A 22,926-nucleotide genomic window follows, 5' to 3' on the forward strand; every position below is an offset into this window, starting at 1 on the left:
GCGCACACTCCGTCATCGACACCAGCACTCGCCAAACTCCCGGCTCGAACCGGTTAGAGGCAGATCGTTGCCGTGACGGCTTTGCTCACCCGCGCGCGATGGCCACGCATACTTAGGCTCCTTAGAGATGCCGACCTTCTCTACCGAGCCGAATTGTGAAGGTCAACCTCGCCGTCGACGCGTCGAAGCCACCGCTCGTGATCTGCGCTCGATCGGAAGGCGCTGTGCCGCACTCGTTGGCGACGGTCCGTCGTCGGTCGAGCATGGGGATGTGCTCTACGACGAATACGGACTGCCCAAGTGAACGCCAAAGCGTGAGCCGTCGCCGCTCCACCGCTCCGTGACTGCGCGTCAGCAGGCATTCAACGAGATTGCCGACGCGTACAGCCGGGCTCGTCCGGAGTATCCCGAGCCGCTCTGGAGGGCATTGAGCGCTGCGCTCGCTGACCGTCCGATTCCGCTCGTGGCGGCCGATGTCGGTTCGGGTACGGGCATCGCGTCCCGCCAGCTCAAGTCAGCGTTGCCTCACTGGCGCATCATCGGGATCGAACCTGGTACCGGCATGCGTGCTCAGGCCATTGTTGACAGCCGCGGCACAGAGATCGAATTCCGCGAAGGTGGTGCCGAGGACTTGCCTCTTGAATCCGGCTCGGTAGGTCTTGTGATCGCAGCACAGGCCCTGCACTGGTTCGATCGACAGCGCTTCTATTCCGAGGCAGGACGGGTCTTGGCCTCGGGTGGATCGATTGGGATCATTCAGAACAACCGTGCGCGGAATCTCTCGTCATTTCTGGACGACTACGAGGACTTCTTGGAAGCGAACAGCCCGGGCTATCTACGCAACTGCCGCGACTTCGACGTGGCGGGCGAGCTGAACGAGGCGGGCTTTGTCGGCGTCACGTTGACCACCACCGAGTGGACCCGGCCGATGTCCCATGAGTTGGTCATCGAGAGTTTCCGATCGACAACCAAGATGAAAGCCGCAGTCGAAGCGATCGGCGAAACCGAAGCCATCAGGCACATCGAGACGCTCCTTGAGCACCACTACCCGTCAGGCCATCTGAAAATCCCCTACATCTCCGAGCTGTTCACCGGGCAGCACTGTGAGGACAACGATGGCTGAGCGCCATCTCGTGATGCCACGCGGCATCAACGTCGGGACTCGCAACCGGGTGCCGATGGCGGAGCTCAGTTCGATGCTGACCGATGAGGGCTACGCCGACGTCGCCACCGTCTTGCAGAGCGGGAACGTGATTGTCTCGGCCGAATCGTCGGGGCCTGACCAGATCGCTGCGTCCGTGCAGCGGTTGCTCAGCGAGGCGTTCGATGTCAACGTCCCCTGCGTCACCCGAACGGCGGACCAAGTTCGTGCGGTGCTCGAACGCAATCCCCTGCAGGAGGTCGTCACCGACGGCTCGCGCTACCTGGTGAACTTCCTCTCCGAGACGCCTGATTCCGAGGCGGTGGCCGCGCTCTTGGCGGAGGACCACAGCCCCGAGGCCCTTGCGATCGAAGGCACCGAGGCATTCGTCTGGACGCCGGACGGCGTCAAGGCAACGACCCTCTCGTACGCGTACCTGGAGAAGAGGCTCGGCGTGGTCGCCACGGCACGCAACTGGAACACGCTGCAGAAAATCGCTACCAAGCTCTGACAGCGCTGCAATCATTCATGCTGTGTGGCAGTTGTTGATTCGGGATGTGCCGGATTTCCCGCGGCCGGGGATCGTCTTCAAGGACATCACACCGTTGCTGGCGGACCCGGCGGGGCTGAGATTGTGCGTCGATGAGTTGGTTGCGCCATTCGAGAACAGCGGCATCGATCTCGTGGCGGCGCCTGAGGCTCGGGGTTTCGTGATCGGTGCGATGGCAGCGGATCGGCTCGACGCCGGCTTCGTGCCGTTGCGCAAGCCGGACAAGCTTCCGCGCGAAACCTTGCACACCGACTACGAACTCGAGTACGGCGCAGAGCGGCTCGAAATGCACACCGACGCCGTCGCCAACCAGGCGAGAGTGCTGATCGTCGATGACGTGCTGGCCACCGGCGGCACTGCTGCTGCTTCTGCCCGACTGGTCACGCTTGGCGGCGGCGACCTGGTCGGCTTCTCGTTCGTTCTTGAACTCGAATTCCTCGGCGGCCGTCGCCGGCTCGGCGAGGCGCACATCGCTGCGGCGATCACCGTCCAGTAGCCCATCCGGCAGCCGCAGCCATCACCGTCAAGTTGCCCACCCGACTACTGCAGCTATCACCGTCCAGTAGCCCATCCGGCAGCCACAGCCATCACCGTCCAGTAGCGCACCCGACTACTGCAGCTATCACCGTCCAGTAGCGCACCTGACCGCCGCAGACTCGAACGACCGCGCTGTGGTGTCGGCAAGGCGCCCTCGCTTACGGTGAGCCCATCCGGTTGATCCACAAAGCGAGAGAACCTATGCCCACACCAACGCCGAAGATCATGAGTACTGAAGCCCAGAACTTGGTGCGCAGGCCGAACTTCGCGCACCTCGCGACCCTGCGTGCGGACGGGTCGCCCAAACTCGACCCGGTCTGGATCGACCTCACCGACGAATCCACCGTGACCATTGCGACCGGACAGGACTCGCTGAAGACTCGCAATGTGCTGCGAGACCCGCGTGTCGCCATCTCGATCGTGGACGTTGACAACCCCTACGAAGAGCTCCAGCTGCGCGGCACCTGCGTGGTAGAGCCTGACCCCGACATGGCAACGCTGGATGAGCTCAGCCACAAGTACACGGGCAAGCCGTTCCCATCGCGAGGCGACGACAGCGTCGTGCTGCGGATCACCGTCAACCAGTTCTTGCACCAAGACCTGTCCTTCGAGCACACTCCGGCCGGCCAAGACTGAGCCGCGGCGCTGGTCCAGCAACTGCTATCACCACCTCCATTTATGGTTTCGGCGGTGTCAGGGACGCTCGCTGATCGGCCGCACTCCGACGCGGTCGTGGTCGGCGCCGCCCCGCGACCTTTCTCACCGTGCTGCATCCCGAGCGGGCCAAGATCGTCTCCGATGGACCGATCGCATCAGGGATCTTCGACAGTCTCGAATCGCTGCCCGCCTCCATCCGCCCCGATCCCTACGCCGTCGTCGACGGCACGCGAACGCAGTCAGAGGGGGCAACGTTCGTGATCCCCGATGAGCGCCAGCACAAGGCGCTCTTCGGCGAGTCCGCCTATGTCGCCATGCTCGAGAACAGCGTGCTGCTCGGCCGCTTCGCCAGCGGCGCAGAGCGCTCGGTGTGCGATGCCTACCGAACGGCCTTCCAGCTGACCGTTGGCTGACCTGCCGAAGCCTCGCGCTGGAACGGTCGCTACGGTCGCCGCATGATTGCGGGCTATTGCTGGCCACAGAGCGGCGTTGCGGGAGACACCATCGACCTGATGATCAGCGCCGCCGGCGGATCGTGTGGGGTCGAGGTGCTGCGAATCGGTGCCGATGAGACTTCGGTGGCTTTCTGGGAGGTGCCGGTCACCGAACAGCCGGTGCCTGACGACTGCGCTACCGAAGGCTGCGGCTGGGCCCCGTCGCTCTCGCTCGAGATCGATCCGGCATGGCAGCCGGGCTTCCATCTCGTTCGCCTGCACGGCCCCGACGGCGAGATCGCGGAGGCGTTCTTCGTCGTTCGGGCAGCCGAGCCGGGCGAAACTCTGCTGGTGCTGTCCACCTCGACATGGGCGGCTTACAACGACTGGGGCGGGCCGAGCTTCTACACCGGCGGCCACGAGTCCTCCCAGCAACGGCCGCTGCCACGCGGCTTCCTCGACAAGCCGGATCCGCATCGCTACCGCGTCGCCCGGTTCGGGCAGCTGCCCCGTGCCGAAGTCGCCGACTACTTCGACAACTACTCGTTCTGGTCCACGGCCGCAGGATGGGCTAACTGGGAACGGCTCTTCGTCAGCTGGGCTGAGCGCAACGGCGTGAGCCTCGACTACGCGACGAGCCTCGACCTCCACACCCAACCCGACCTGCTTGTGGGGCGCCGCCTCTATTTGAGTGTCGGGCACGACGAGTACTGGTCGGCCGAAATGCGCAACCACGTCGAGAATTGGGTCGAGACCGGCGGTGCCGTCGCCTTCTTCTCGGGCAACACCTCGTTCTGGCAGGTCCGCTTCGGCGACGACGACCGGGTGATCGGCTACAAGCTCGACTTCCACCTCGACCCGGTGATGGGAACCGATGCCGAGCACACGGTGTCCACCATGTGGAGCGACCCGCTCACCGGCCGGCCCGAATCCGAGATGACCGGCGTCTCGTTCACCCGAGGCGGCTACGCCCACTGCCGGCGGGCACCGAAAGGCTCAGGCGGGTACACGATCTGGCGACCGGAGCACTGGGCGTTCGACGGACTGAGGCTGATAGCGGGCGACGTAGTGGGCGCAGAGCCGGTGGTCGTCGGCTACGAGTGCGACGGCTGCGAGCTGGCCTTGGTCGACGGGCTGCCGGTCAGCACCGGATCGGGTGGCACCCCGGCGAATTTCGAGGTGCTGGGCACGGCGCCGGCGCACCTGTGGGAGACCTCGGAGGCACCGCCAGGGCTGCCCGAAAGCTACGTCGGAGAACTCAACTGGGTCACCGAGCGCCTCGGCGGCGGCGACACTCCTGAGAACCGGGAACGCTTCGCTTACGGAGCAGCCGTGATGGGATGGTTCCGGCGGGGCCACGGCGAGGTCTTCACAACAGGCTGCACCGACTGGGCCTATGGCCTCGAGCACGACGACGTGGCTACCGTGACTCGCAACGTCATAGGCCGGTACGTCGATCTGGCTGGCGGCAAACCGGGGAGTCCCTGATGACCGAGACAGTCGAGACGGTCAAGACCGCCGACGCCGCCGAGGCACAGCCTCAGAGCAACTACACCGAGGGCAACTTCGCCAGGGTCACCGAAGAGGTCACCGCGTTCGATCTCGAAGTGATCGGGGAGATCCCTGCAGCCTTCGAGGGCCGCTACCTGCGCAACGGCCCGAATCCGGTGGTGCCGACCGATCCCGCCACGAGCCACTGGTTCACCGGCACCGGCATGGTGCACGGCGTGCGGCTGCGAGACGGCCGCGCCGAGTGGTACCGCAACCGCTGGGTGCGCGGCCACGAGGTCACCGAGCTGTTCGGCGAGCCCGCAGTCCCAGGACCCACCCGTGGCCTCGACTTCTCGCCCAACACCAGCGTCGGCGGCTACGCCGGCACCACGTGGGCGCTGGTCGAGGCGGGTGCGCTGCCGGCCGAGCTCGGCTACGAGCTGGACACGGTGTGCCGCAACGACTTCTTCGGATCGCTGCAGACCGGCTTCACCGCCCATCCCAAGGTCGACCCCGCTACCGGCGAGATGCACGCCATCTGCTACGCGTGGCAGGACCTGCTGGATCACATCGAGTACGTCGTGATCGGGACAGATGGCCGGGTGCGCAAGACGGTCGACATCCCGCTGCCCGGCATGTCGATGATCCACGACATGTCCCTCACTGAGAACTACGCGGTGGTGTACGACCTGCCCGTCACGGTCGACCTCGACATCGTGCTGAGCGGGAAGTCGTCGTTCCCGTTCCGGTGGGATCCCGGCTACGGCGCCCGCATTGGACTGCTGCCCCGCGACGGCACAGCAGACGAGATCATCTGGAGCGACGTCGGGCTCTGCTACGTCTTCCACCCGCTGAATGCCTATGAGGACAGCGACGGGCGCGTGGTGATCGACCTGTGCCGCTACGACAAGATGTTCGACCGGGACCTGCTGGGCCCCGCCGGCGATTCCAGCCCGACGCTCGACCGCTGGATCATCGACCCCACCACTCGCCAGGTCACCGAAGAGCGAGTCGACGACCGGTTCCACGAGTTCCCCCAGGTCCGGGGCGATCGAGCCGCCCGCAAGCACCGCTTCGGCTACACGGTGGGCGTGGGCGACGGTCTCATCGGGGGCGCCAACTACAAGGTCGACTACGACACCGGCATCGCTGTATTTCACGATCACGGTCCCGGCCGGGGGAGCGGCGAGGCTGTCTTCGTTGTCGATCCCGAGGGCACCGCCGAGGACGACGGCTGGCTGATCTCGTTCGTCTACGACGAGACGACCGACGGCAGCGAGCTGGTCATCCTCGACGCCAGCGACCTCAGCCGTTCACCGGTGGCCCGGGTCCCGCTGCCGCAACGGGTGCCCTACGGCTTCCACGGCAACTGGGTGCCCGACGAAGCTGTCGCCCCGCCCGAGACGACTTGAACTCCCGGCGGCAACACAGAAGATGACCGACCACGCCAAGCTCGTCGGCCGGGCTCGCGAGCTGGCGCCCGTCATCGCGAAGCGGGCAGCAGGTGCGGAAGCCATGCGTCGCCCGCCCGACGAGACGATCCGCGAGCTCATCGAAGCGGAGCTGTTCTCGATTCTCGTGCCACGGCGCTGGGGCGGCTTGCAGGGCTCGCTGCACACCCATCGTGAGGTCGTCGAGATCATCAGCGCAGCGTGCATGTCCACCGGATGGATCCTCGCCTTTTACAGCGGCCACAACTGGATGGCGCTGAAGTTCTCCGAAGAGGCCCAGGCGGAGTTCTTCGACGGCAAGAACTACGCCCTCATCCCGGTCACCACGGCGCCCACGATCCGCATCGAGCCGACCGATGGCGGGGTGATCGCCTCGGGACGCTCACCGTGGGGCACAGGAATCGTGCATGCGGACTGGGTGTGCACGGGCGGCCGGGGCACCGACGGCGACATCTACATCGTGGCGATGCGTGCCGAGGAGACCACGCTGGTGGACAACTGGAACATGGCCGCGATGTCGGGTACCGGCAGCAACGACTTCGAGATACACGATGTCTTCGTTCCCGAGCACCGGGTGCTGCGGCTGCTGGACTTCGTCAACGGCGACACGCCGGGCGCACGACTGCACGACGACCCCGTGTACCTGTTGCCGCTCATGCCGTTCATTTACTGCGAGGCGATGCCGGTGTTCTCAGGCGGGCTGCAGGGAGCGGCCACTGCGTTCGAGCACATCGTCAAACACCGGGTGCGCACGCACTCGCGAGCCGTCGTGGCAGACGACAAGCTCGCGCATACCCAGCTCGGCGAGGCCGCCGCGGCGGCACATGTGGCGGAACGGCTGGTGTCCGACCAGGTACACGAGACCATCGAGCTGGCCTTGTCGGGCCACACGTTCAGCCTTTCCGACCGCATCCGGTTCAAGGCGCAAGCAGGCTTCGTGGTGGATCACTGCCGCCGGGCGGTGAACGACATCATCCACCACTCGGGCACATCCAATTTCGCCGACGACTCGCCAGTGCAGCGGTTCTTCCGGGACATCAACATGCTGGCAACGCACGCCTTCTTCGAGGCGGACATGTGCCGCGAGCAGATGGGCCGGTCACTGCTCGGCTTGAAACCGAACACGCCTCTCATCTGATCGCCGGCCGCCGTTGGCGGCGGCGGCGGCCGTGCGGTCGTGATCAAGCTGGGACTTCGTGCTCGGCCCGATCCACTGCGTCACTCCCAAGGTTGCCTGACACGGTGTTAGTCGCGGGGGAGGATGCTGCGGGCGACGCTGGCGGAGGTGTGGGTTCGGGTAGAGCCGCTGGTGCGCCGCGTTCGGGTGCCGGCTGGCAGCACAGCGGTGATCTGGTTCAGCACTGTGTCGGGAACCGCGACGGTCCCGCCGATGATGCGGACCAGTCCCGGCTGGACGCGTGCGAGCAGTTCTTTGCTCTCAGTGGGCAGTGCTTCGGGTGCGGTGTAGGCGACGAGGGCGCCTGGCGTGCGTGCCGAGAGTGCGGCTGCGACGCCGATGTCGGGTGGGCTCCAGCCGTTGGCGATGATGACGGTCCGGTCGCCTGCAGGTACTGGCGGGCTTCGCTGGTCGAGATACTGGGCGGCGAGTTGAGCCGTGTGGGTGCGCGATGAGCCGTTGATCCGTTCCAAGCTGGCGCTGGCGGCCACTTCGCGAAGCTCCCCCTCCACTGCTTGGGACACCGCGGCCGTGCCGCCCACGACCAGAACGCTTCGAGGGGATACGTCGGCTATGACCTGGCGTGACTGCTCGGGTAGCTTTCCGGCTTGGGTGTAGAGGACCGCCGAGTGCGCCAGTCGCGCCGCGAGTGCCGCTGCGACGCCGATGTCGGGCGGGCTCCAGCCGTTGGCGACAATCAGCACAGCGTTCTGGTCGCGCACGCCGTCGAGAGCGAGACGCGCTGCGCGTGCTGCTGTGTCGACTCGTGCGCTTCCGGCGACTCGCTTGATGTCGGCGAAGGGCTCAGCGGCGGCGAGTGCTGTGCGCACTGTCGGGGAGATCGCGGTCTCGCCGCCGATGAGCACGATGAGGTGCACAGTGCGCACTCCGAGGAGCGCCTCGACCGCAGCGGGCAGTTCGTCGTCTTCGGTGTAGACGACCGCACTGCCATCGGTACGCGCCGCGAATGCCGTTGCGACGCCGATGTCGGGCGGGCTCCAGCCGTTCGCGACGAACAGCGTCGTGCCCTCCACACCGTCCACACCGCCGCCTCCGCCTCCGCCTCCGCCTCCGCCTCCGCCGCCGCCTCCGCCACCGCCGCCTCCGCCGGTGTTCGTTGGTGTCGGTGTCGGTGACACTGCGCTGGTTGGCGTTTGGGCGGCGATGTTCGATGCGCTCTTTGCGGGGCCGTGACCGTCGTCGTACACGGCGACGGCGCGTACGCGGTGGCCGCTGTCGCGTCCGGTAACTGTGTACCTGTTCGATGTCGCGCCGGGGATCGGCGTCCATGTGCGGGAGTTCGCCGAGCGCTGCCATTCCCATTGTGTGCGGGTGATGTCGCCGTCGGGATCGCTCAGCGATGCGATTCGCGTGTCGGCGTCGAACAGGTCTATCGACACGTCGACGACACCGGGTTCGTCGTCGTTCGCCACGGTGACCGTCATGTCGTGCGTGGCGGCGCGGCTCCCGTCCGAGGCGCGCACGGTGATGCGGTAGGCGTTGTCCCGATCTGAGTCGGTCGGGGATTCGAAGTCAGGAGTCTGCCTCCAGGAGAGCTGGCCTGACGTGCCCATGGTGAAGTCGTCGCTGTCGGTTCCCTCGACCGACCACGTGATCGTCTTGCCCTCTGGGTCGCGCGCGCTGAAGTATGCGAGCGGCCCGGTCCCGCCCTCGCGAGTGTTCAAATTCGTCGGACCCCGAAGAACGGGAGTCTCGTCTTCATCCTCGACGGTCATGACGACTTGGCGGCTGGCTCGCTCGCCGGAGGGATCGGTGGCAGAGACGATGACGCTGATCGAGGCAAGGTATTCGTGGTCTAGTGAGGCAGTGGTTGCCAATTGTCCGGTGGCGGCGTCAATCTCGATGAGGCTGGTGCCGGTGCCCGAGATCGAGTACGTGAGTCGGTCGCCGTCGGTATCGGTGGCAACGACCGGACTGCCGATCGGGCTTCCGGCTGGGCGGTTCTCGCGGACGGCACGCTGGCCATTCTCCGACGGCGGGAAATGCGGCGCGGCGTTCGCGTCCGGCGCGGCGCGCACCCTGTGCGGCCATTCGTAGCTTGCCGACTTGCCCGGGCCGTGCGCGTCGTCGTAGGTGACGGTGGCACGCAGGTAGAGGGTCTCAGCGGAAGTCGTGGGCGTATAGGAGCTTGATGTCGCGGCCTCAATATTCGACCAGCTGAACCGGTTCGTCGAGCTCTCCCACGACCAGGCCAAGTTCTCGGTGCCCCCGTCGGCATCGAGGAGCTGCAGATTCAGCAGACCGTGTACCTCCGGGTGCAGCAGTGACGGGCGGAGCTCGCCGGGGTCGTCGCTGTTGGTCACGGCGACACGCACGTCAGACCTCGCGGAGTACGTGCCGTCCGACGCCTCGACGGTGATCTCATAGATGCTGTCGCGGTTCGAATCCTCAGGGGCGTCATGGTCGGGGGCCGATGTGAATCTCAGGTTGCCGAAACGGTCGATCGTGAAATTGGCGGCGTCACGGCCTGACAGGCGCCACTTGATGTCTGCCTTCTCAGGATCGTCGGCCATGTAGGTGCCGACGATGGCGGCATCGTTGACCTCGTTCTCGGCACGCTCAATGGCGGTATCGCCGCTGAGCGTCGGGGGCTCGTTCACGTCGCGTACGGCGATCTCGATCGATCGCTCCGTGTGCAGCGACCCGTCGTCGGCCTCGAGCGTCACTTCATAGACATTGTCGCGGTTGGCATCGGAGGGAAGCTCGAAGTCGGTCTGGGTCGACAACCTCAACAGGTCGCCGTCGAGTTCCACATGCGCAGCGTCGCGTCCGCTCAGTGACACCACGACATCGGCGCCTTCGGGATCCGAGGCCGGATAGCGCCCCAGCACTCCAGTCGTCCCCTCGGCCACACTGAGGGTGCGATCGCCGGCCAGCACCGGCGCCTCGTCGACATCGAGCACCGTGACCGTCACCGCAATCGAATCAGTGTTGGCGCCATCGGACCCTTGTACCGACACCGCGTACTTGTTGTCGGAGCCCTGATCGGTGGCCATCTCGAAGTCGGGACTCGATTCGAAGCTCAGCGCGCCGTATTCATCGATCTCGAAGGCGCCGGCGTCGGCGCCGCCGACCGACCACACGATTGAGTCGTCCTCAGGATCCACAGCCCTGTACCGGCCCAGATACGTGCCTGAGTTCTCATCCACGGTGTAGTCGGAGTCGCCGGTGACGGTCGGCCTCTCGTTCACGTCGAAGACCTCGACGGTCACCTCGATGGACGCATCGGCTTGTCCTTGGGCGCCTGTGTCGTCGCGAACCGACACCGTGACGACATGGACAGCTTGATCTTCGTAGTCCAGTGGGCCCTGAGTTCGCAATTGCCCCGTCGGGGCGTCCAGTGTGAAGTGCGCGGCGTCCGGGCCGCCCAAGTCGTAGGTCAGGTCGTCGCCTTCGGCGTCTGTTGCTGCCACCGGCGCGCCGATTCCGGTGCCTGGCGGCATTCCCTCGTCGACTGAGCGGATCCCGTTCTCGGAGGGCGGGAACTCGGGTGCTGCATTGCGCGTGCGGAACACCCATGGGCGGGCTTGCTTGATGGCCAGGATGTTCTCAGAGGTGATCTTGAATTCGATCTCCATGGCGAAGGGCTCGTCTTGGGCAGGGTTGTACAGCTCCTTGAATTTGTCGTGAATGGCGTCCAGGTGAAGGCGCAGCTGTGCCATTTGCGCGTCGCTCATCAGCCGCTCGCCGGGTGCCGTCTCGCTCGACGCGGCCAGCAATTCGTAACTACCGTCGGATTGCAGCCGGATTTCCTCTGGCAATGAGAGCGGTTCGGGGTTGGTGACCAGGTCTTCGCCGAGTTGGGTGTTGACGTAGTAGAGATCGGCTCGATCGCCGATCGGGTCATAGCTCACGGCGACGCCGTTGGCCTTCTCGTCTGAGTAGTTGGGGTGTACCAGCACGCCCATCGCTGTCGTGGAGTGGTCGATCCGGTGGAAGTCGCGTTCGACGAAGGCGCCGAAGTTCCACAGGCTCGCCCATACTCCCTTGATCGACTTGTCGATGCCGTCCTCTTCTGTCTCGTCGGGATCTTGGGTCTTGGAGTCGTACAGCCCGGCACCGGTGAATCCGGGCAGGTCTTCGTTGTTCGTGCTGGACCGGTATCGCAGTGAGGTGTCGTCGGGGAATGTGCCGTGCATGTCGGTCAGCGCGGTGATGATCCAGTCCGGCGTCGTTGCGTCTTTGATCGCTCGGCGCAGAGTCTTGAGCATCTTCTCTTGGGTGTCGTAGTCCGTCTGGAATTCTGAGTCGTCCAGCATTTCATCGATGACGGTGTACAGGTTGTTGGACTTCATGAATTCGTCGTAGAAATAGAACGGCACAGCGAACCCGTCTGGAACGGTGCCGACAGGGAAGTCCAGCGTGCCCAGCACAGCCACGTTTGCTGCCTTGACCCCGAATGCGGTCCAGTCGTCGAACTCGATATCGCTGAGCGCGGTGATCTCGGTGGCGGTGAGATCCCGCTCGGGCATCTGGGTCACCGACGGGCGAGATTCGGCATAGTGAGCATCGACTTCCGCCTTGGTTGCGCTGCTGATCTCGTACCCATTTTGCGTCACGCGGTAGTGGACATAGCTGCCGATCAAGTCATCGATCTCTTCGATTTCGAGGGCGCCGGGGACGAAAGAATTCGGTATCCGGTCCTGTATGGCGCGCAAGTTGACATGGGAGAGCGGGGCCTGAGGCACCGTGGTGATGATTCCAGCCACACGGGGCAGATCGTTGGGCAGCGACTCATAGATCACGATTTCACGAGGGTTGGGGCGCTCATCCAGAGAGATGACGCGCAACAGCCCATAGCCTTCTCCGAAGTTGAACCCGGTGTAGTCGGCATCGGGCGAGACGTCTTCTTCCAACAGGATCTCGATCCGTGAATTGTCGTAGAGATCACGCTCATCTTCGTAGAGCGCGAGCAATCTTGAAGGCCAAGGGGAGTAGTAGAGGTCGCCGTCGAGCAACGGCATATTGGCAACCATCAATTCATATGCCCGCTGCACCTGCCAAAAGGGGCGGCTATACCATGGCTGGAACGCGAAGCGGTACGTACCCATCGTGCCGTTGGGCGCCACGACATCGGGGTGATAAACGATCTCACCTCTTATCGATGGATACACTCGGAACTCGATCTCTTCGCTGAAGAAGGAGTGCGCCCGGTGCGTCTCGGTGTTCATGAAATGGACAGCAGGGCGGTCGGTATCCAAGTAATAGATGAAGAACTTGACGAACTCCCAGTCGCGAAGGTGAGTGTCGTTGAACACTTCCTCTCCTTGGTAGGAGAGGTGCTCGAACGTCGCGCGGTCGGGGATCGCCACAGTCCCGTCTTCGAGGTCGACTTCAGGGGCGCGATTGAGCGGGTTCATCGATCCGATGCTGGCGAACTCGGCGATATCACTTGTGCAATCGCCGTCCACGTCAGCGGGATTGTCAACCGGGTACTTCTCTATTCGGTAGTGCTCGACGGGCAGGGCCGAGAGCCGATCCGTCAATGTCGTCTCGCCTGCAGTTCCCAGCGTCATCGAGATCGGGAACTCGGCATCATTGCCGAGGTCGGGCCGAACAAAGAGCACGAAGTAGTCCGCGGCCGTGGACTCGACCACGATGGGGACTGCGGCGACCGGCACGTCTGCGGGTGCCGTGTTGAACGACACGCCCACGCAGGACTGCGGCACCGCCGCCGAAGCCTCGTCGGAGCCGCCGCCCAGCACTGTGCCGTTCAGCACTGTCCAGCGCCAGGCTTGGACCTGATAGGTGTAGGTCACTCCCGGTCGCGTGGCTGACTTGTCAACGTACGAAGTCTCCGTGCGCTCGGTGTCGTACTCGTGCTCGGCCAGACCCCCCCCCCCCCTCAGTCTGCGCAGCACGCGGTAGCCAATGACCGAAGCATGGTCCTGTGTCGGCGCGTCCCAGCTCAGCTTGATGTGGCCGTCGTCGTCTATCTGGGCGGTCAGGTTCGAGGGCGCAGTGGCATCACTCTGGGCTTGCGCAACCTCGGCCGCCGGCAGCACGGTCAGGATTGCGCCAAGCACGAGCACAGCAGCAGTGACCTGGGCAGCTCTCATCGCAGCCATCTACATCGATCTCCACATCGTCAACTCGCAAGAACCTGAACCTGGCCGCGTCCGCGCCGAAAGCATGCAGTGCAATCAGATTTTGCAACAAGTTTCCTCATGGATGCAATAGGGAAATGCCGCCTGGACTGTGCCTGGAGGCCGCGCGGATAGGTGACGTCTCGGAAAGTTGCTCACGCCTTCTTTGTGCAATTTTGCCGTCTGTGGCGGCATTTCTGCGCAAAGTCCAGGCCGTCGGGGCTGCCGGGCATCGCCGCCTATCCGCTCACGCTCTTAGGAGTCTGCTGAGCAAGTCGGTCTGAGAGGCTCGCGTTTTGGGACGGTGTCGATGATCCGCCGGGTGCGCACCGCGGTCGACGCTGCCGCCGCGATCGGCGGCGGCGGGGGCGGGCGCTGGCTCAGAAGACGCCGCCGTAGCTCCCGCCGTCGAGCTGCAGGCTCTGGCCGCTGATGTAGCCGGCCTGGGCTGAGCACATGAAGGCGAACGCGTCGCCGAATTCCTCGGGCCGCCCCAGCCGCCCGGCGTTGATCGTCGCCTCCTGCTCGGCACGTGCCTCTTCGTAGGAGATGCCCCGGCGAGACATCTGGATGTTGCTCTCGGTCGCGTCTCCCACCACCGCCTGCGCGTTCACGCCGTAGGCCGAGGCGATGTCGTTCGCAGTTGCTTCGACGTCGGCGGCTGTCCGGCCATTGATCACCACATCGACGCCCTCGCGGGCCACGCTGTGAGCACAGGCGCGGCCCAGCCCGCGGCTGGAGGCCATCAAGATCGCTGAACGACCGTCAAGTCCGAGGTCCATGGCAATCACGCTCCCAGCGGCTGCAGCTCGGGCTTCGTCGTGAGTTCCGCCGCTGGGTTACCGTACTTGCGCTCCGAGAGACGACATGGCTGACACAGCAACACTGCCGGAAACAGCGGCGCCGATTGTGAAGGCAGCCGACGTCGCCTACATCCGATTCTCGGCCCCCGATCTTGACGCCATGGAGGCCTTTGTCAACGATTTCGGTCTCGTCGTCGCCCACCGCGACGACGACGTGCTGATCTCGCGGGGCCTCGAGCCCATGCCGTTTCTGCACGTCGTGCACCGGGGTCCCGCCAAGTTCATCGGCTGGGCATTCGAAGTCGACTCCGAGGACGATCTGGCTGCGTTGGCCAATGCAGTGCCCGGCTGCTCGCCCGTTCACGACATCGGCGGTGCCGAGGGCCAGCTCGGCGGCGGCAAGCGAGTCCACTTCGTGGAGCCGGTCAGCGGGTTCGTCCTGGAAGCGGTGCACGGCCAGCAGGCCGAACCGCTCGCGCCACGGCGCGGCAGGCACACCTACAACCATGCCGGCGTGGATGATCGTGTAGGCGTCGAGCAGGACGTCGTCGGGAACCGTTACCCGATCAAGAAGGACCCCGGCCCCGCTGAGGTGTACCGGCTGGGCCACGTGGTGGCCGCTGTGCCTCCCGGGGCGCATCAAGCCTTCATGAAGGTCCTGGAGAACACCTTCGGCATGCTCGTGAGCGATGCCGCTCGGATGATCATCCCGCCCGGTGCGGAAGAGCACTTCCCGCCGCCGCTCGGGGAATTGATCAAAGCGACCGGTTCGGACGTGATGTTCCAGTTCATGCGGATGGACCGGGGCTCTGCCGAGACCGACCACCACAGCATCTTGGTGCTGCCGCTCATGGACGGAACACCCGAAGCGCAGTTCAGTCACGCCGCGTTCGAAGTGTTCAGCATGGACGACGTCTTCCGGGGGCACATGCACTTCCGGGAGCGGGAGGCCGAGGGTGCGCCCTACTCGCTGGCGTGGGGCATCGGACGCCATGTCTACGGCTCGCAGATCTATGACTACTGGCACGATCCCTACGGTCACGTCCACGAGCACATGTGCGATGGCGACCGGGTGGATGCCGACTACGGACCGAACACGATCGACATGACCGATCCGGGCCAGATGGGCTTCAACGGCGGCAGCCAGTGGGGCCCGACCGTCGAGGAATCTGGCATTGACCATCTCAACGGCCCCCAGTGCGACCCGAAATTCGCGGAATTGCCCGACGAAGTCCGTGCGTCGTTGCTGTCGAGGGACCTCAGCGAGGTACAGCACATCGTCGAGGGGATCTGAGCCGGCGGTGAGCTCCCGCGAGAACCAGTTCCCCGAGGATCGAGAAGCCAACCGGGCGTATCTGCTCGCGTCCGTCGAATCGGCTGCAGATGCACTGGCCGCAGGCCGGGACGATTCCGAGCAAGCACGCCGGCTCTCGTCGACATCGGTGGAGGCGCTGCGCGAATCAGGGCTGTTCATGCTCAAGACACCTCGCGAGGTGGGCGGCGCGGAGGCCCACCCGGTCGTCCAGATGGACGTGATCGAGGCGGTCGTCATGATCGACCCGGCCGCGGCATGGTGCATGTTCATCACATCGGCGGTGTCGGGCGCCTCCTTGGCCCAGCTACCCGACGACGCCGTCGACGAGGTGCTTGCCGACGGCTTCCCCTTCATGGCCGGAGCATTGCGGACCGGAGGAATTGCCAGAAAGGTCGACGGCGGATACCAGGTGTCAGGCCGGTGGGCGTGGGGCAGCGGTGTCGAGCATTCCGACTGGGTGATGGTGCCGGTGTTCTGCGACGACCCGCCATTGATCAGGGCGCTGGTGCCGACCAGCGAGGTCACACTGCACGACAACTGGCACACGCTTGGCATGCGCGGCACGGGCAGCTGCGATTACGAGCTTGACGACGTGTTCGTGCCTGACCGGTTCGCGACCGACCTGCTGGGCACCGATCTGCTGCGCGGAGGGGCACTGTACCGGCTGGGCCTGCCTGCATACGTCGTGAACGAGCACGGCAGCTTCGCCTACGCCCTCGGCCGGCTGGCGCTGCGAACGGTGAGCAAGGCCGCCATCGAGAAGAAGCGGGGCTACCTCAGCGGAACCAGCGTTGCCGATCGGCAAATCTTCCGGCGGGCCGTCGGCCAAGGCACCATCCGGATGAACGCCTGCGCGGCCGGGATGGCCGAGGCGCTCGAGCGCATGTTCGATTCGGCGGCCGACGGACCGCCTGATCCGGCGCTCGCCACCGAAGCCCAAGCAGCCGCGGTGTGGTGCACCGATGAGGCAGTCGACGTGGTGAGCGAACTGTTCCGTTACGCAGGCGGGAGCGCAGTCATGTTGGCGAACGACATGCAGCGCATCCTGCGCGACATCTACACCGTGCAGTCACACCTCATGGTCTCCGATGTCGGCTATGAAAGCTATGGCCGCGTGGTACTGGGTCTCGACCCAGGCGGCGGTCTCCCATAGCAGCGGCCGTCGGCTGAAATGGGGCGCAAGAGCAGGGGTCAGCAGTGATTGTCTTGACGAGTGAGAGCACCAGCGACATCGCTCAGCGAAGCGATGACACGCAGAAGCTGTGGGTGCGGGTCGATCAGCTCCCCGAGGCCACTGGTTGGCAGCTGAAGCCTGAGGGGGTGTGCCTCGGGGAGATCTGCGTGCCGCTGTTCGAACCCGAGCGTGAAGCGTGGATCGCCGATGCCGACGACTGGGTGTGGTTCTGCTACTCGGCCTTTGCCGACAAGATCGGTCAGAAGTACGTGAACGACGATGGCGTGTGGAGCCTCGGCTCGGTGCCCGAAGTCCGTCGTATGGGGCTGGAGTCGGGGCTCGCTCCCGATTTCGAGATGACTGATCGCAACGGCGACACGCTGCGGCTGTCGGACCTGCGTGGCAGCAAGGTGGTGCTGTTCTCGTGGGCCTCGTGGTGAGGGTGCCGGACCAACCTGCCGGTCTGGCAGGAACTGTACGAATCGATCGGCACCGACCGGTTCGAATTGATCAGCGTTGCTGAGGATTCCCAAGGCGAGGCTGCTGCCGGCAAGTGGTTCGATAAAGCGTCGCCGACGTTCCGATGCATCGTCGACCCGACACACCGGATCAGTTCGTTGTTCGGCTGGGTCAATGTGCCGTCAGGAGCGTGGATCGACGAGGAAGGGCGCATCGTTCGCAGCAACGAGGGCGTGTTCCCCGATGAGACCACCATCAAGTTCGGGCTCGGCAAGGTCCGCCTCGGCAACGACGCCTTCGCGCATGCCACGAGAGACTGGATCGAGCGTGGCGCTGACAGTGAGTTCGTCTGGTCCCCTGAGGAGCTGGCCGCTCGTCTCAAGCCCGTCGACGACGACACCCTGCTGGCGGAGCCCACATTCAAGCTGGCGTTGCATTTCCAAGCAGCGGGCGACAGCGGGCGTGCACTGCGGCACTTTGGCGCCGCGCAGCGACTGGCACCGGACAACTGGAACTATCACCGGCAGGGCTGGACCCACAAGGGAACCATCTACGCGAACTTGCAAGTGCTGAAGAAGTCGAAGTACCTGCGCAAGAACACCGACAAGAACTACTACGACCCCATGGAACTGCCCGATGAGAACCATCGCCGGTTCACAGAACCCGACTGGATCTGGACGCCGGCCGTCAAGCGTCTCAAGCGCCTGCTGCGCCGACAGCCGAGCGCTGCGTAATCATCGTCGGTGCGCCCGAGCGGTTCGCCGGAGGGCGCCCCGGAAATAAGATGAAGGTATGACGAAGCGCCGCATTACGGTCACCGTCGATGAGCACCACATCGAGGCTGCGAGCACTGCAGTGAGCGACGGCGACGCTTCGTCGGTCAGTGCCTGGGTGAACGAGGCAATGGCGGACAAAAGCGCGCATCGACGTCGCCTAGAGGCTCTCGATGAGGCGATTGCGGACTACGAGGCCGAGTTCGGGCCGATCACCGACGAGCAGGTTGAAGAAGCACGTCATCTGGCCTCGCAACGAGCTATACGAGTTCGGGCACGAACGCGTGAACTGAGTCCGTCCGGTGAGCCTGCTGCTTGACGCCGGGGCGCTCATCTCTCTGGAGCGCAATGATCCCGATACTTGGGCATTGGTCCGTCTTGCAGGTCGGACAGGCCGGCCACTGATGACGCACGGTGGGGTAGTTGCGCAGGTGTGGAGGGGCGGAGTTGGGCGCCAGGCCCGGCTGGCGGCGGCGCTGCGCGGCACCCGAGTAGCGCCGCTCGACGATGTCATGGGCCGGTCGGCCGGGGTGCTGCTGGCACGGTCAGGTCTGGACGACGCCATCGATGCAGCGCTCGTCGCACTGTGCAGTCACGGTGACGAGATCTTGACGTCGGACCCGAACGATCTTGCGGCACTCGCGGAAGCGGCGGGGCTTGACGTCAACATCCTGCCAGTGTGATGGTCGCAGACCTGAGCGAGCGCCCTAGTGCGACAAAGGTATGACGAAGCGCCGCATTACGGTCACCGTCGATGAGCACCACATCGAGGCTGCGAGCACTGCAGTGAGTGACGGCGACGCTTCGTCGGTGAGCGCCTGGATAAACGAGGCGATGGTGGACAAGAACGAGCATCGACGTCGCCTCAAGGCTCTCGGCGAGGCGATCGCGGACTACGAGGACGAATTCGGCAAGGTCACTTCAGAGGAACTCGAAGAACAACGCCGCCTCGACAAGATTGCCGCCGAGCAGGTCCGCGCCGACGGGATACGTCGAAGGGCGCCGCGTGAGCTTGATGCCTGACGCGGCGCCTTCGTCTTGGAGCGCAACGTTGAAGAACTAGCGGTTCTGCTTACGAGGCGTACCCACAGAGACCCCGCAATAGCCTCGCTACGCATGAGCGAGGAACACGACGACCCGATAATTCGTGCCGCTGAACGAGCGCGCCAACGGCACGGGCACGACAACCCGGCCATGTGGTCGCCGCCTGCAGCCGGGAAGAGTTCGCGCCCCAAGTACTGGAAGCCGGAAGACCTACGGGTACTTGTCGCCGTGCTGTCGCTGCTTGCAGTGGCAGTGGGCCTTTGGTTCGTGTTCGGCACGGGCGAAGACGACATCGCGAACATGCAAGGAACCGTGTTTGGCACGGGCCTGTTCACCGGCGGCTTCGTGATGTTCCTGCGCGCGCTGTTGCCGCACCGGTGAGGTAGCGGGTGAGCGCCCGACTTTCCGCTGCGATGATGACGGTGGCGGACAGCCGCTCGGGGATCTGGCCAGCCAATAGGCGCGTGGCGGGTCGGCGTGCCGTTCCGCAATGCGCACAGAGTCGGTCTACGGCTTGTCGGCCGTCGGCTTGTTGATGAACATGGCAAGCAGCAGGCCGATGCCAGCGGCCCCGAGAATGAGCGCCGAGTACGCAGTGTCGTCGTGGATGCCCTGATCGAACCAGTCGTTGAAATAGGTGGTGGTGATCGCATCGAGGATCATCGCGGGCGCGAAGAGCGCTATTGCGGCTGAACTGCGCCATTGTCTCGGAGTCTGCAGCACCCGGAAGCACACGAACATGGTGATAACGGTGACGATCGTCCCGACGATCAGCCAGACCCACCACACGGTGCGGGAATCCGACGGTTCGTAGTTATCGGTGAAGATCAGCAGGAACAGCCCCAGGAACACGGCCCAGCCGATGACGGCGATCACCATCATCAGGACCATGTGCTGGACGTAGGTGAGCCGGCTTTGGGTGGGCATTGGCCTCGTGGTCCTCTCATGAAGGGGCGACGTCGGTGTCGAGCGCCACCGCTGGACGGTAGTTCCCGACATCGCGGCGTAGTGTCCCGGTGCAATTGCCCAGGAAAGGCTCACCATGGCCACGCCAAGCGCACTCCCGTCCTTCCAAGGCCGGATCGGTCGGACAGTTGCCGAGTCTGAGCCTTGGTTCGAACAGCATCCCCAGGCACCTACCGGGGCGCCGAACGTGGTGTTCGTGCTGCTCGACGACACCGGGTTCGCCCAGTTCGGCTGCTTTGGGTCTGACATCGACACGCCGAACATCGATGCCCTCGCTGCGGACGGCGTCCAGTTCACGAACTTCCATGTAGCGCCGCTGTGCTCGCCGACACGGGCTTCACTGCTGACCGGCCGGGCCCAGCACGCCGTCGGCATGCGATCGGTGTCGAACTTTCAGACCGGCTACCCGAATCAGCTCGGGCACATCACCAACCACGCTGCGACCGTCGCAGAGGTGCTGCGAGACGAGGGCTATGCCACGTTCTGCACCGGCAAGTGGCACCTCGCGCCGACGGAGGACAGCTCCGCCGCCGGCCCGTTCGACCAATGGCCCCTTGGCCGGGGTTTCGATCGCTTCTACGGGTTCCTCGAAGGCGAGACCGACCAGTTCTTCCCCGAACTTGTCAGTGACAATCACCCGATTGACCCGCCTGCTCGTCCCGAGGACGGGTATCACGTCAGCGAAGACCTCGTCGATCAGATGCTGCAGATGATCAGCAACAGCAAGGGAGTGCGTCCCGACCGGCCGTTCTTCGCCTACGTGCCCTTCGGCGCCACGCACGCTCCGCATCAGGCGCCGCCGGAGTACCTCGCGAAGTACCGGGGCCGCTACGACGAGGGTTGGGATGTGGTGCGGCAGCGCTGGTACGACCGGCAGATCGAGATGGGCGTCATCGGGCCGCACACAGCGCTGGCGCCACTGAATCCGGGCGTGAAGCCGTGGGACAAGCTGTCAGCGAACGAGCAGAAGCTGGCCTGCCGGCTGCAAGAGGCCTTTGCCGCTTTCCTGGATCACACCGACGACCAGATCGGACGATTCGTTGCCGGGCTCGAACATCTCGGCCAGCTCGACAACGCGATCTTCATCGTGATGGCCGACAACGGTGCATCCCAAGAGGGCGGACCGACCGGCGTGATGCACGAATTCAAGTTCTTCAACGGACTGGCTGAGTCGATCGACGATGTCGTCGAGCGGCTCGACGACATCGGTGGGCCCAACAGCCACACCAACTACCCGTGGGGCTGGGCCCAATGCGGCAACTCGCCATTCCGCTGGTACAAGCAGAACACCCATGAGGGCGGTGTGCACGTGCCGATGGTTGTGCACTGGCCAGCCGGCATCGCCGCCGATCAGCAAGGGACGAAGCGGAGCCAATTCGTCAATGTGTCTGACGTGACCCTCACGGTCTACGAGCTCCTCGGTGTGACGCCGCCCGAGACGTACCGAGGACTGGTCCAGCTCCCGGTTACCGGCAACTCGTTCGCGCCGGTACTGGCGGACCCTGATGCCCAGGCCACGAACACGTTGCAGTACTTCGAGAATTCGGGGTCGCGTGCCCTGGTCGCGTGCCTCGACGGCATCTGGTGGAAGGCCGTCGTGCGGCACCTCCCGGACGACGACTTCGACACCGAGCCGTGGGAGCTGTTCGACCTCGGGGCGGATCCCTCCGAATGCAACGACCTTGCGGCCGACCAACCCGAGCGTCTCGAAGAGCTGATCGGCCTGTGGTGGTCCGAAGCCGAGCGCAACGGCGTGCTGCCGCTTGACGACCGCCGCGGCATTCTGCTGTTCGGGGCACGGTTGCGCGAGAACTCGCCGCACCCGCCGAGCCGGCGCTATGTGTACCGGCCGCCGCTGTCCCGGATCCCCATGGGGGCGTCCCCGTCTGCCGGTGGCAATTCGTTCGACCTCACAGCCCGGGTGAGTCGGGGTGCGGGCGACGAGGGCGTCATCTGGGCGACGGGCACCGCAGGTGCCGGCGTGTCGGTCTTCGTCCAGAACGAACGCCTCGTTGTGGACTACAACGCGTTCGCAGATCGCACAGTCGTGGAGTCGACCATCGAGGTGCCCGACGACGACTGCGAGCTGTCGGTGCGGCTCCGTCGTACCGACCAGGTGGGTGGAGTCATCGAACTGGCGGTTGACGGCCAGCCGGCTGGCACTGCTGAGCTGCCGTTCATCATGCGGATGGTCTCGTCGGTGGGTTCCAGCATCGGCCACGACCACGGTTCAACGGTGTCTGAGCACTACGAGGGCTCGTTCCCGTTTTCGGGGACTCTGCACGAGGTGGAGATCAACCTCTCGGAGCGCACAGCAGCCGACGTCACCGCCACCGCCAGAGCCGAGATGGCCCGTCAGTAGGCGGTAGTACGCAGCGGCGCGCCGCCCGTTGCGGTCAGCCTGAAGTCTTCGGGGCGACGATGGTGGTGGTGCCCTGAGCAACGGCGACCATCCGCTCGCCGTTGGTGATCTCGACGCGCACGACAGCGAGTCGCTTGCTCATCGAGATGATCTCGGCGGTGGCCACGCAGGTGCCGCCGGTGACCGGTGCAAGCAGGTTTATCTTGAATTCGGTCGTCGCAGCCCAGTAGCCCGGAGGCATGACGGGGTACATGACCACGCCGAGCACGTGATCGCACATGGCCGAGAGGCAACCGCCGTGCATGGTGCCCATGGTGGTGATCAGTTCGTCGGTGATCGGCATCTCGCACACGAGACGGCCCGCTTCGAACTCGACTGCCTTGATGCCCAGATAGCCGTCAATGCCGCTGCGCGACACCCGGCCAATGACCTTGTCGGCCCATTCGGAGTTGAAGGTTTCGAAGACCGGTCGGCTCATGGATCGC

The 22,926-nt window shown here is 64.8% G+C and carries 21 protein-coding genes; 17 read left to right on the forward strand and 4 right to left on the reverse strand.

What is annotated here, in order from left to right:
• Positions 1-127 precede the first annotated feature (127 nt).
• The 9 genes from ACOCMM_RS09780 (at position 128) to ACOCMM_RS09820 (ending at position 7,399) form a co-directional block, all read left to right on the forward strand.
• Complete coding sequence (locus tag ACOCMM_RS09780; protein WP_419552966.1) at positions 128-304, forward strand: hypothetical protein; 177 nt, start codon at positions 128-130, stop codon at positions 302-304.
• A 36-nt stretch (positions 305-340) separates the two neighbouring features.
• Positions 341-1,123, forward strand: a complete 783-nt coding sequence (locus ACOCMM_RS09785; protein WP_419552967.1) for a class I SAM-dependent methyltransferase — start codon at positions 341-343, stop codon at positions 1,121-1,123.
• Entirely contained in the window at positions 1,116-1,652 is a 537-nt protein-coding gene (locus ACOCMM_RS09790) for a DUF1697 domain-containing protein (RefSeq protein ID WP_419552968.1), read from the forward strand. The genes ACOCMM_RS09785 and ACOCMM_RS09790 overlap by 8 nt, the downstream gene beginning before the upstream one ends.
• 13 nt (positions 1,653-1,665) lie before the next feature.
• On the forward strand, positions 1,666-2,187 hold the full coding sequence (locus ACOCMM_RS09795; RefSeq protein WP_419554859.1) for an adenine phosphoribosyltransferase: 522 nt from the start codon (positions 1,666-1,668) through the stop codon (positions 2,185-2,187).
• Between the two features lie 266 nt (positions 2,188-2,453).
• A complete protein-coding gene (locus ACOCMM_RS09800; RefSeq protein ID WP_419552969.1) occupies positions 2,454-2,864 on the forward strand; it encodes a PPOX class F420-dependent oxidoreductase in 411 nt (136 codons plus the stop codon).
• A 128-nt stretch (positions 2,865-2,992) separates the two neighbouring features.
• Positions 2,993-3,298 (forward strand): hypothetical protein, encoded by a 306-nt coding sequence (locus ACOCMM_RS09805; RefSeq protein ID WP_419552970.1) that lies wholly within the window; start codon positions 2,993-2,995, stop codon positions 3,296-3,298.
• A 42-nt stretch (positions 3,299-3,340) separates the two neighbouring features.
• Positions 3,341-4,807: a N,N-dimethylformamidase beta subunit family domain-containing protein gene (locus ACOCMM_RS09810; protein ID WP_419552971.1), complete on the forward strand. Its 1,467-nt coding sequence runs from the start codon at positions 3,341-3,343 to the stop codon at positions 4,805-4,807.
• Positions 4,807-6,222 (forward strand): carotenoid oxygenase family protein, encoded by a 1,416-nt coding sequence (locus ACOCMM_RS09815; RefSeq protein ID WP_419552972.1) that lies wholly within the window; start codon positions 4,807-4,809, stop codon positions 6,220-6,222. Before ACOCMM_RS09810 ends, ACOCMM_RS09815 begins: the two co-directional genes overlap by 1 nt.
• 22 nt (positions 6,223-6,244) lie before the next feature.
• Positions 6,245-7,399 carry an acyl-CoA dehydrogenase family protein gene (locus ACOCMM_RS09820; protein WP_419552973.1) on the forward strand — a complete coding sequence of 385 codons (1,155 nt, stop codon included), beginning with the start codon at positions 6,245-6,247 and terminating at the stop codon, positions 7,397-7,399.
• A 107-nt stretch (positions 7,400-7,506) separates the two neighbouring features.
• On the opposite strand, the gene ACOCMM_RS09825 is transcribed toward ACOCMM_RS09820, so the two are convergent.
• Complete coding sequence (locus ACOCMM_RS09825; RefSeq protein ID WP_419552974.1) at positions 7,507-13,518, reverse strand: cadherin domain-containing protein; 6,012 nt, start codon at positions 13,516-13,518, stop codon at positions 7,507-7,509.
• Positions 13,519-13,925: 407 nt separating this feature from the next.
• A complete protein-coding gene (locus ACOCMM_RS09830) occupies positions 13,926-14,327 on the reverse strand; it encodes an SDR family oxidoreductase (RefSeq protein WP_419552975.1) in 402 nt (133 codons plus the stop codon).
• 85 nt (positions 14,328-14,412) lie between these two features.
• On the opposite strand from ACOCMM_RS09830, the gene ACOCMM_RS09835 reads away from it, so the two are divergent.
• From ACOCMM_RS09835 to ACOCMM_RS09865, 7 genes are all read left to right on the forward strand, one after another.
• Entirely contained in the window at positions 14,413-15,642 is a 1,230-nt protein-coding gene (locus ACOCMM_RS09835; protein ID WP_419552976.1) for a hypothetical protein, read from the forward strand.
• Between the two features lie 7 nt (positions 15,643-15,649).
• On the forward strand, positions 15,650-16,816 hold the full coding sequence (locus tag ACOCMM_RS09840) for a hypothetical protein (RefSeq protein WP_419552977.1): 1,167 nt from the start codon (positions 15,650-15,652) through the stop codon (positions 16,814-16,816).
• Positions 16,817-16,860: 44 nt separating this feature from the next.
• Positions 16,861-18,030 (forward strand): redoxin domain-containing protein, encoded by a 1,170-nt coding sequence (locus ACOCMM_RS09845; protein WP_419552978.1) that lies wholly within the window; start codon positions 16,861-16,863, stop codon positions 18,028-18,030.
• Positions 18,031-18,088: 58 nt separating this feature from the next.
• Entirely contained in the window at positions 18,089-18,388 is a 300-nt protein-coding gene (locus ACOCMM_RS09850) for a hypothetical protein (RefSeq protein WP_419552979.1), read from the forward strand.
• The gene (locus ACOCMM_RS09855; protein WP_419552980.1) at positions 18,372-18,752 is read left to right on the forward strand and encodes a hypothetical protein; all 381 of its coding nucleotides are present in this window, start codon (positions 18,372-18,374) and stop codon (positions 18,750-18,752) included. The genes ACOCMM_RS09850 and ACOCMM_RS09855 overlap by 17 nt, the downstream gene beginning before the upstream one ends.
• Positions 18,753-18,792: 40 nt before the next feature.
• Positions 18,793-19,092 carry a hypothetical protein gene (locus tag ACOCMM_RS09860; RefSeq protein WP_419552981.1) on the forward strand — a complete coding sequence of 100 codons (300 nt, stop codon included), beginning with the start codon at positions 18,793-18,795 and terminating at the stop codon, positions 19,090-19,092.
• 93 nt (positions 19,093-19,185) lie between these two features.
• Positions 19,186-19,494: a hypothetical protein gene (locus ACOCMM_RS09865; RefSeq protein WP_419552982.1), complete on the forward strand. Its 309-nt coding sequence runs from the start codon at positions 19,186-19,188 to the stop codon at positions 19,492-19,494.
• 126 nt (positions 19,495-19,620) lie between these two features.
• Here the strand turns inward: ACOCMM_RS09865 and ACOCMM_RS09870 are convergent, their stop codons facing one another.
• A complete protein-coding gene (locus ACOCMM_RS09870) occupies positions 19,621-20,040 on the reverse strand; it encodes a DUF5367 family protein (RefSeq protein ID WP_419552983.1) in 420 nt (139 codons plus the stop codon).
• Positions 20,041-20,155: 115 nt separating this feature from the next.
• Here ACOCMM_RS09870 and ACOCMM_RS09875 point away from each other — a divergent pair, with 115 nt between their 5' ends.
• Positions 20,156-22,441, forward strand: coding sequence for an arylsulfatase (locus ACOCMM_RS09875; protein WP_419552984.1), 2,286 nt, complete (start codon positions 20,156-20,158; stop codon positions 22,439-22,441).
• A 34-nt stretch (positions 22,442-22,475) separates the two neighbouring features.
• Here ACOCMM_RS09875 and ACOCMM_RS09880 read toward each other — a convergent pair whose 3' ends face one another.
• A complete protein-coding gene (locus ACOCMM_RS09880) occupies positions 22,476-22,919 on the reverse strand; it encodes a PaaI family thioesterase (protein WP_419552985.1) in 444 nt (147 codons plus the stop codon).
• Between the last annotated feature and the right edge of the window lie 7 nt (positions 22,920-22,926).

This window comes from Candidatus Poriferisodalis sp. (assembly GCF_965198245.1).
Classification (GTDB): domain Bacteria; phylum Actinomycetota; class Acidimicrobiia; order Acidimicrobiales; family Poriferisodalaceae; genus Poriferisodalis.

Bases quoted from the DNA above. Each gene is read 5' to 3' on its own strand.
- ACOCMM_RS09780 (WP_419552966.1), top strand. From the start codon at position 128: ATGCCGACCTTCTCTACCGAGCCGAATTGTGAAGGTCAACCTCGCCGT.
- ACOCMM_RS09790 (WP_419552968.1), top strand. From the start codon at position 1,116: ATGGCTGAGCGCCATCTCGTGATGCCACGCGGCATCAACGTCGGGACT.
- ACOCMM_RS09800 (WP_419552969.1), top strand. From the start codon at position 2,454: ATGAGTACTGAAGCCCAGAACTTGGTGCGCAGGCCGAACTTCGCGCAC.
- ACOCMM_RS09810 (WP_419552971.1), top strand. From the start codon at position 3,341: ATGATTGCGGGCTATTGCTGGCCACAGAGCGGCGTTGCGGGAGACACC.
- ACOCMM_RS09815 (WP_419552972.1), top strand. From the start codon at position 4,807: ATGACCGAGACAGTCGAGACGGTCAAGACCGCCGACGCCGCCGAGGCA.
- ACOCMM_RS09820 (WP_419552973.1), top strand. From the start codon at position 6,245: ATGACCGACCACGCCAAGCTCGTCGGCCGGGCTCGCGAGCTGGCGCCC.
- ACOCMM_RS09825 (WP_419552974.1), bottom strand. From the start codon at position 13,518: ATGAGAGCTGCCCAGGTCACTGCTGCTGTGCTCGTGCTTGGCGCAATC.
- ACOCMM_RS09830 (WP_419552975.1), bottom strand. From the start codon at position 14,327: ATGGACCTCGGACTTGACGGTCGTTCAGCGATCTTGATGGCCTCCAGC.
- ACOCMM_RS09835 (WP_419552976.1), top strand. From the start codon at position 14,413: ATGGCTGACACAGCAACACTGCCGGAAACAGCGGCGCCGATTGTGAAG.
- ACOCMM_RS09850 (WP_419552979.1), top strand. From the start codon at position 18,089: ATGACGAAGCGCCGCATTACGGTCACCGTCGATGAGCACCACATCGAG.
- ACOCMM_RS09860 (WP_419552981.1), top strand. From the start codon at position 18,793: ATGACGAAGCGCCGCATTACGGTCACCGTCGATGAGCACCACATCGAG.
- ACOCMM_RS09865 (WP_419552982.1), top strand. From the start codon at position 19,186: ATGAGCGAGGAACACGACGACCCGATAATTCGTGCCGCTGAACGAGCG.
- ACOCMM_RS09870 (WP_419552983.1), bottom strand. From the start codon at position 20,040: ATGCCCACCCAAAGCCGGCTCACCTACGTCCAGCACATGGTCCTGATG.
- ACOCMM_RS09875 (WP_419552984.1), top strand. From the start codon at position 20,156: ATGGCCACGCCAAGCGCACTCCCGTCCTTCCAAGGCCGGATCGGTCGG.
- ACOCMM_RS09880 (WP_419552985.1), bottom strand. From the start codon at position 22,919: ATGAGCCGACCGGTCTTCGAAACCTTCAACTCCGAATGGGCCGACAAG.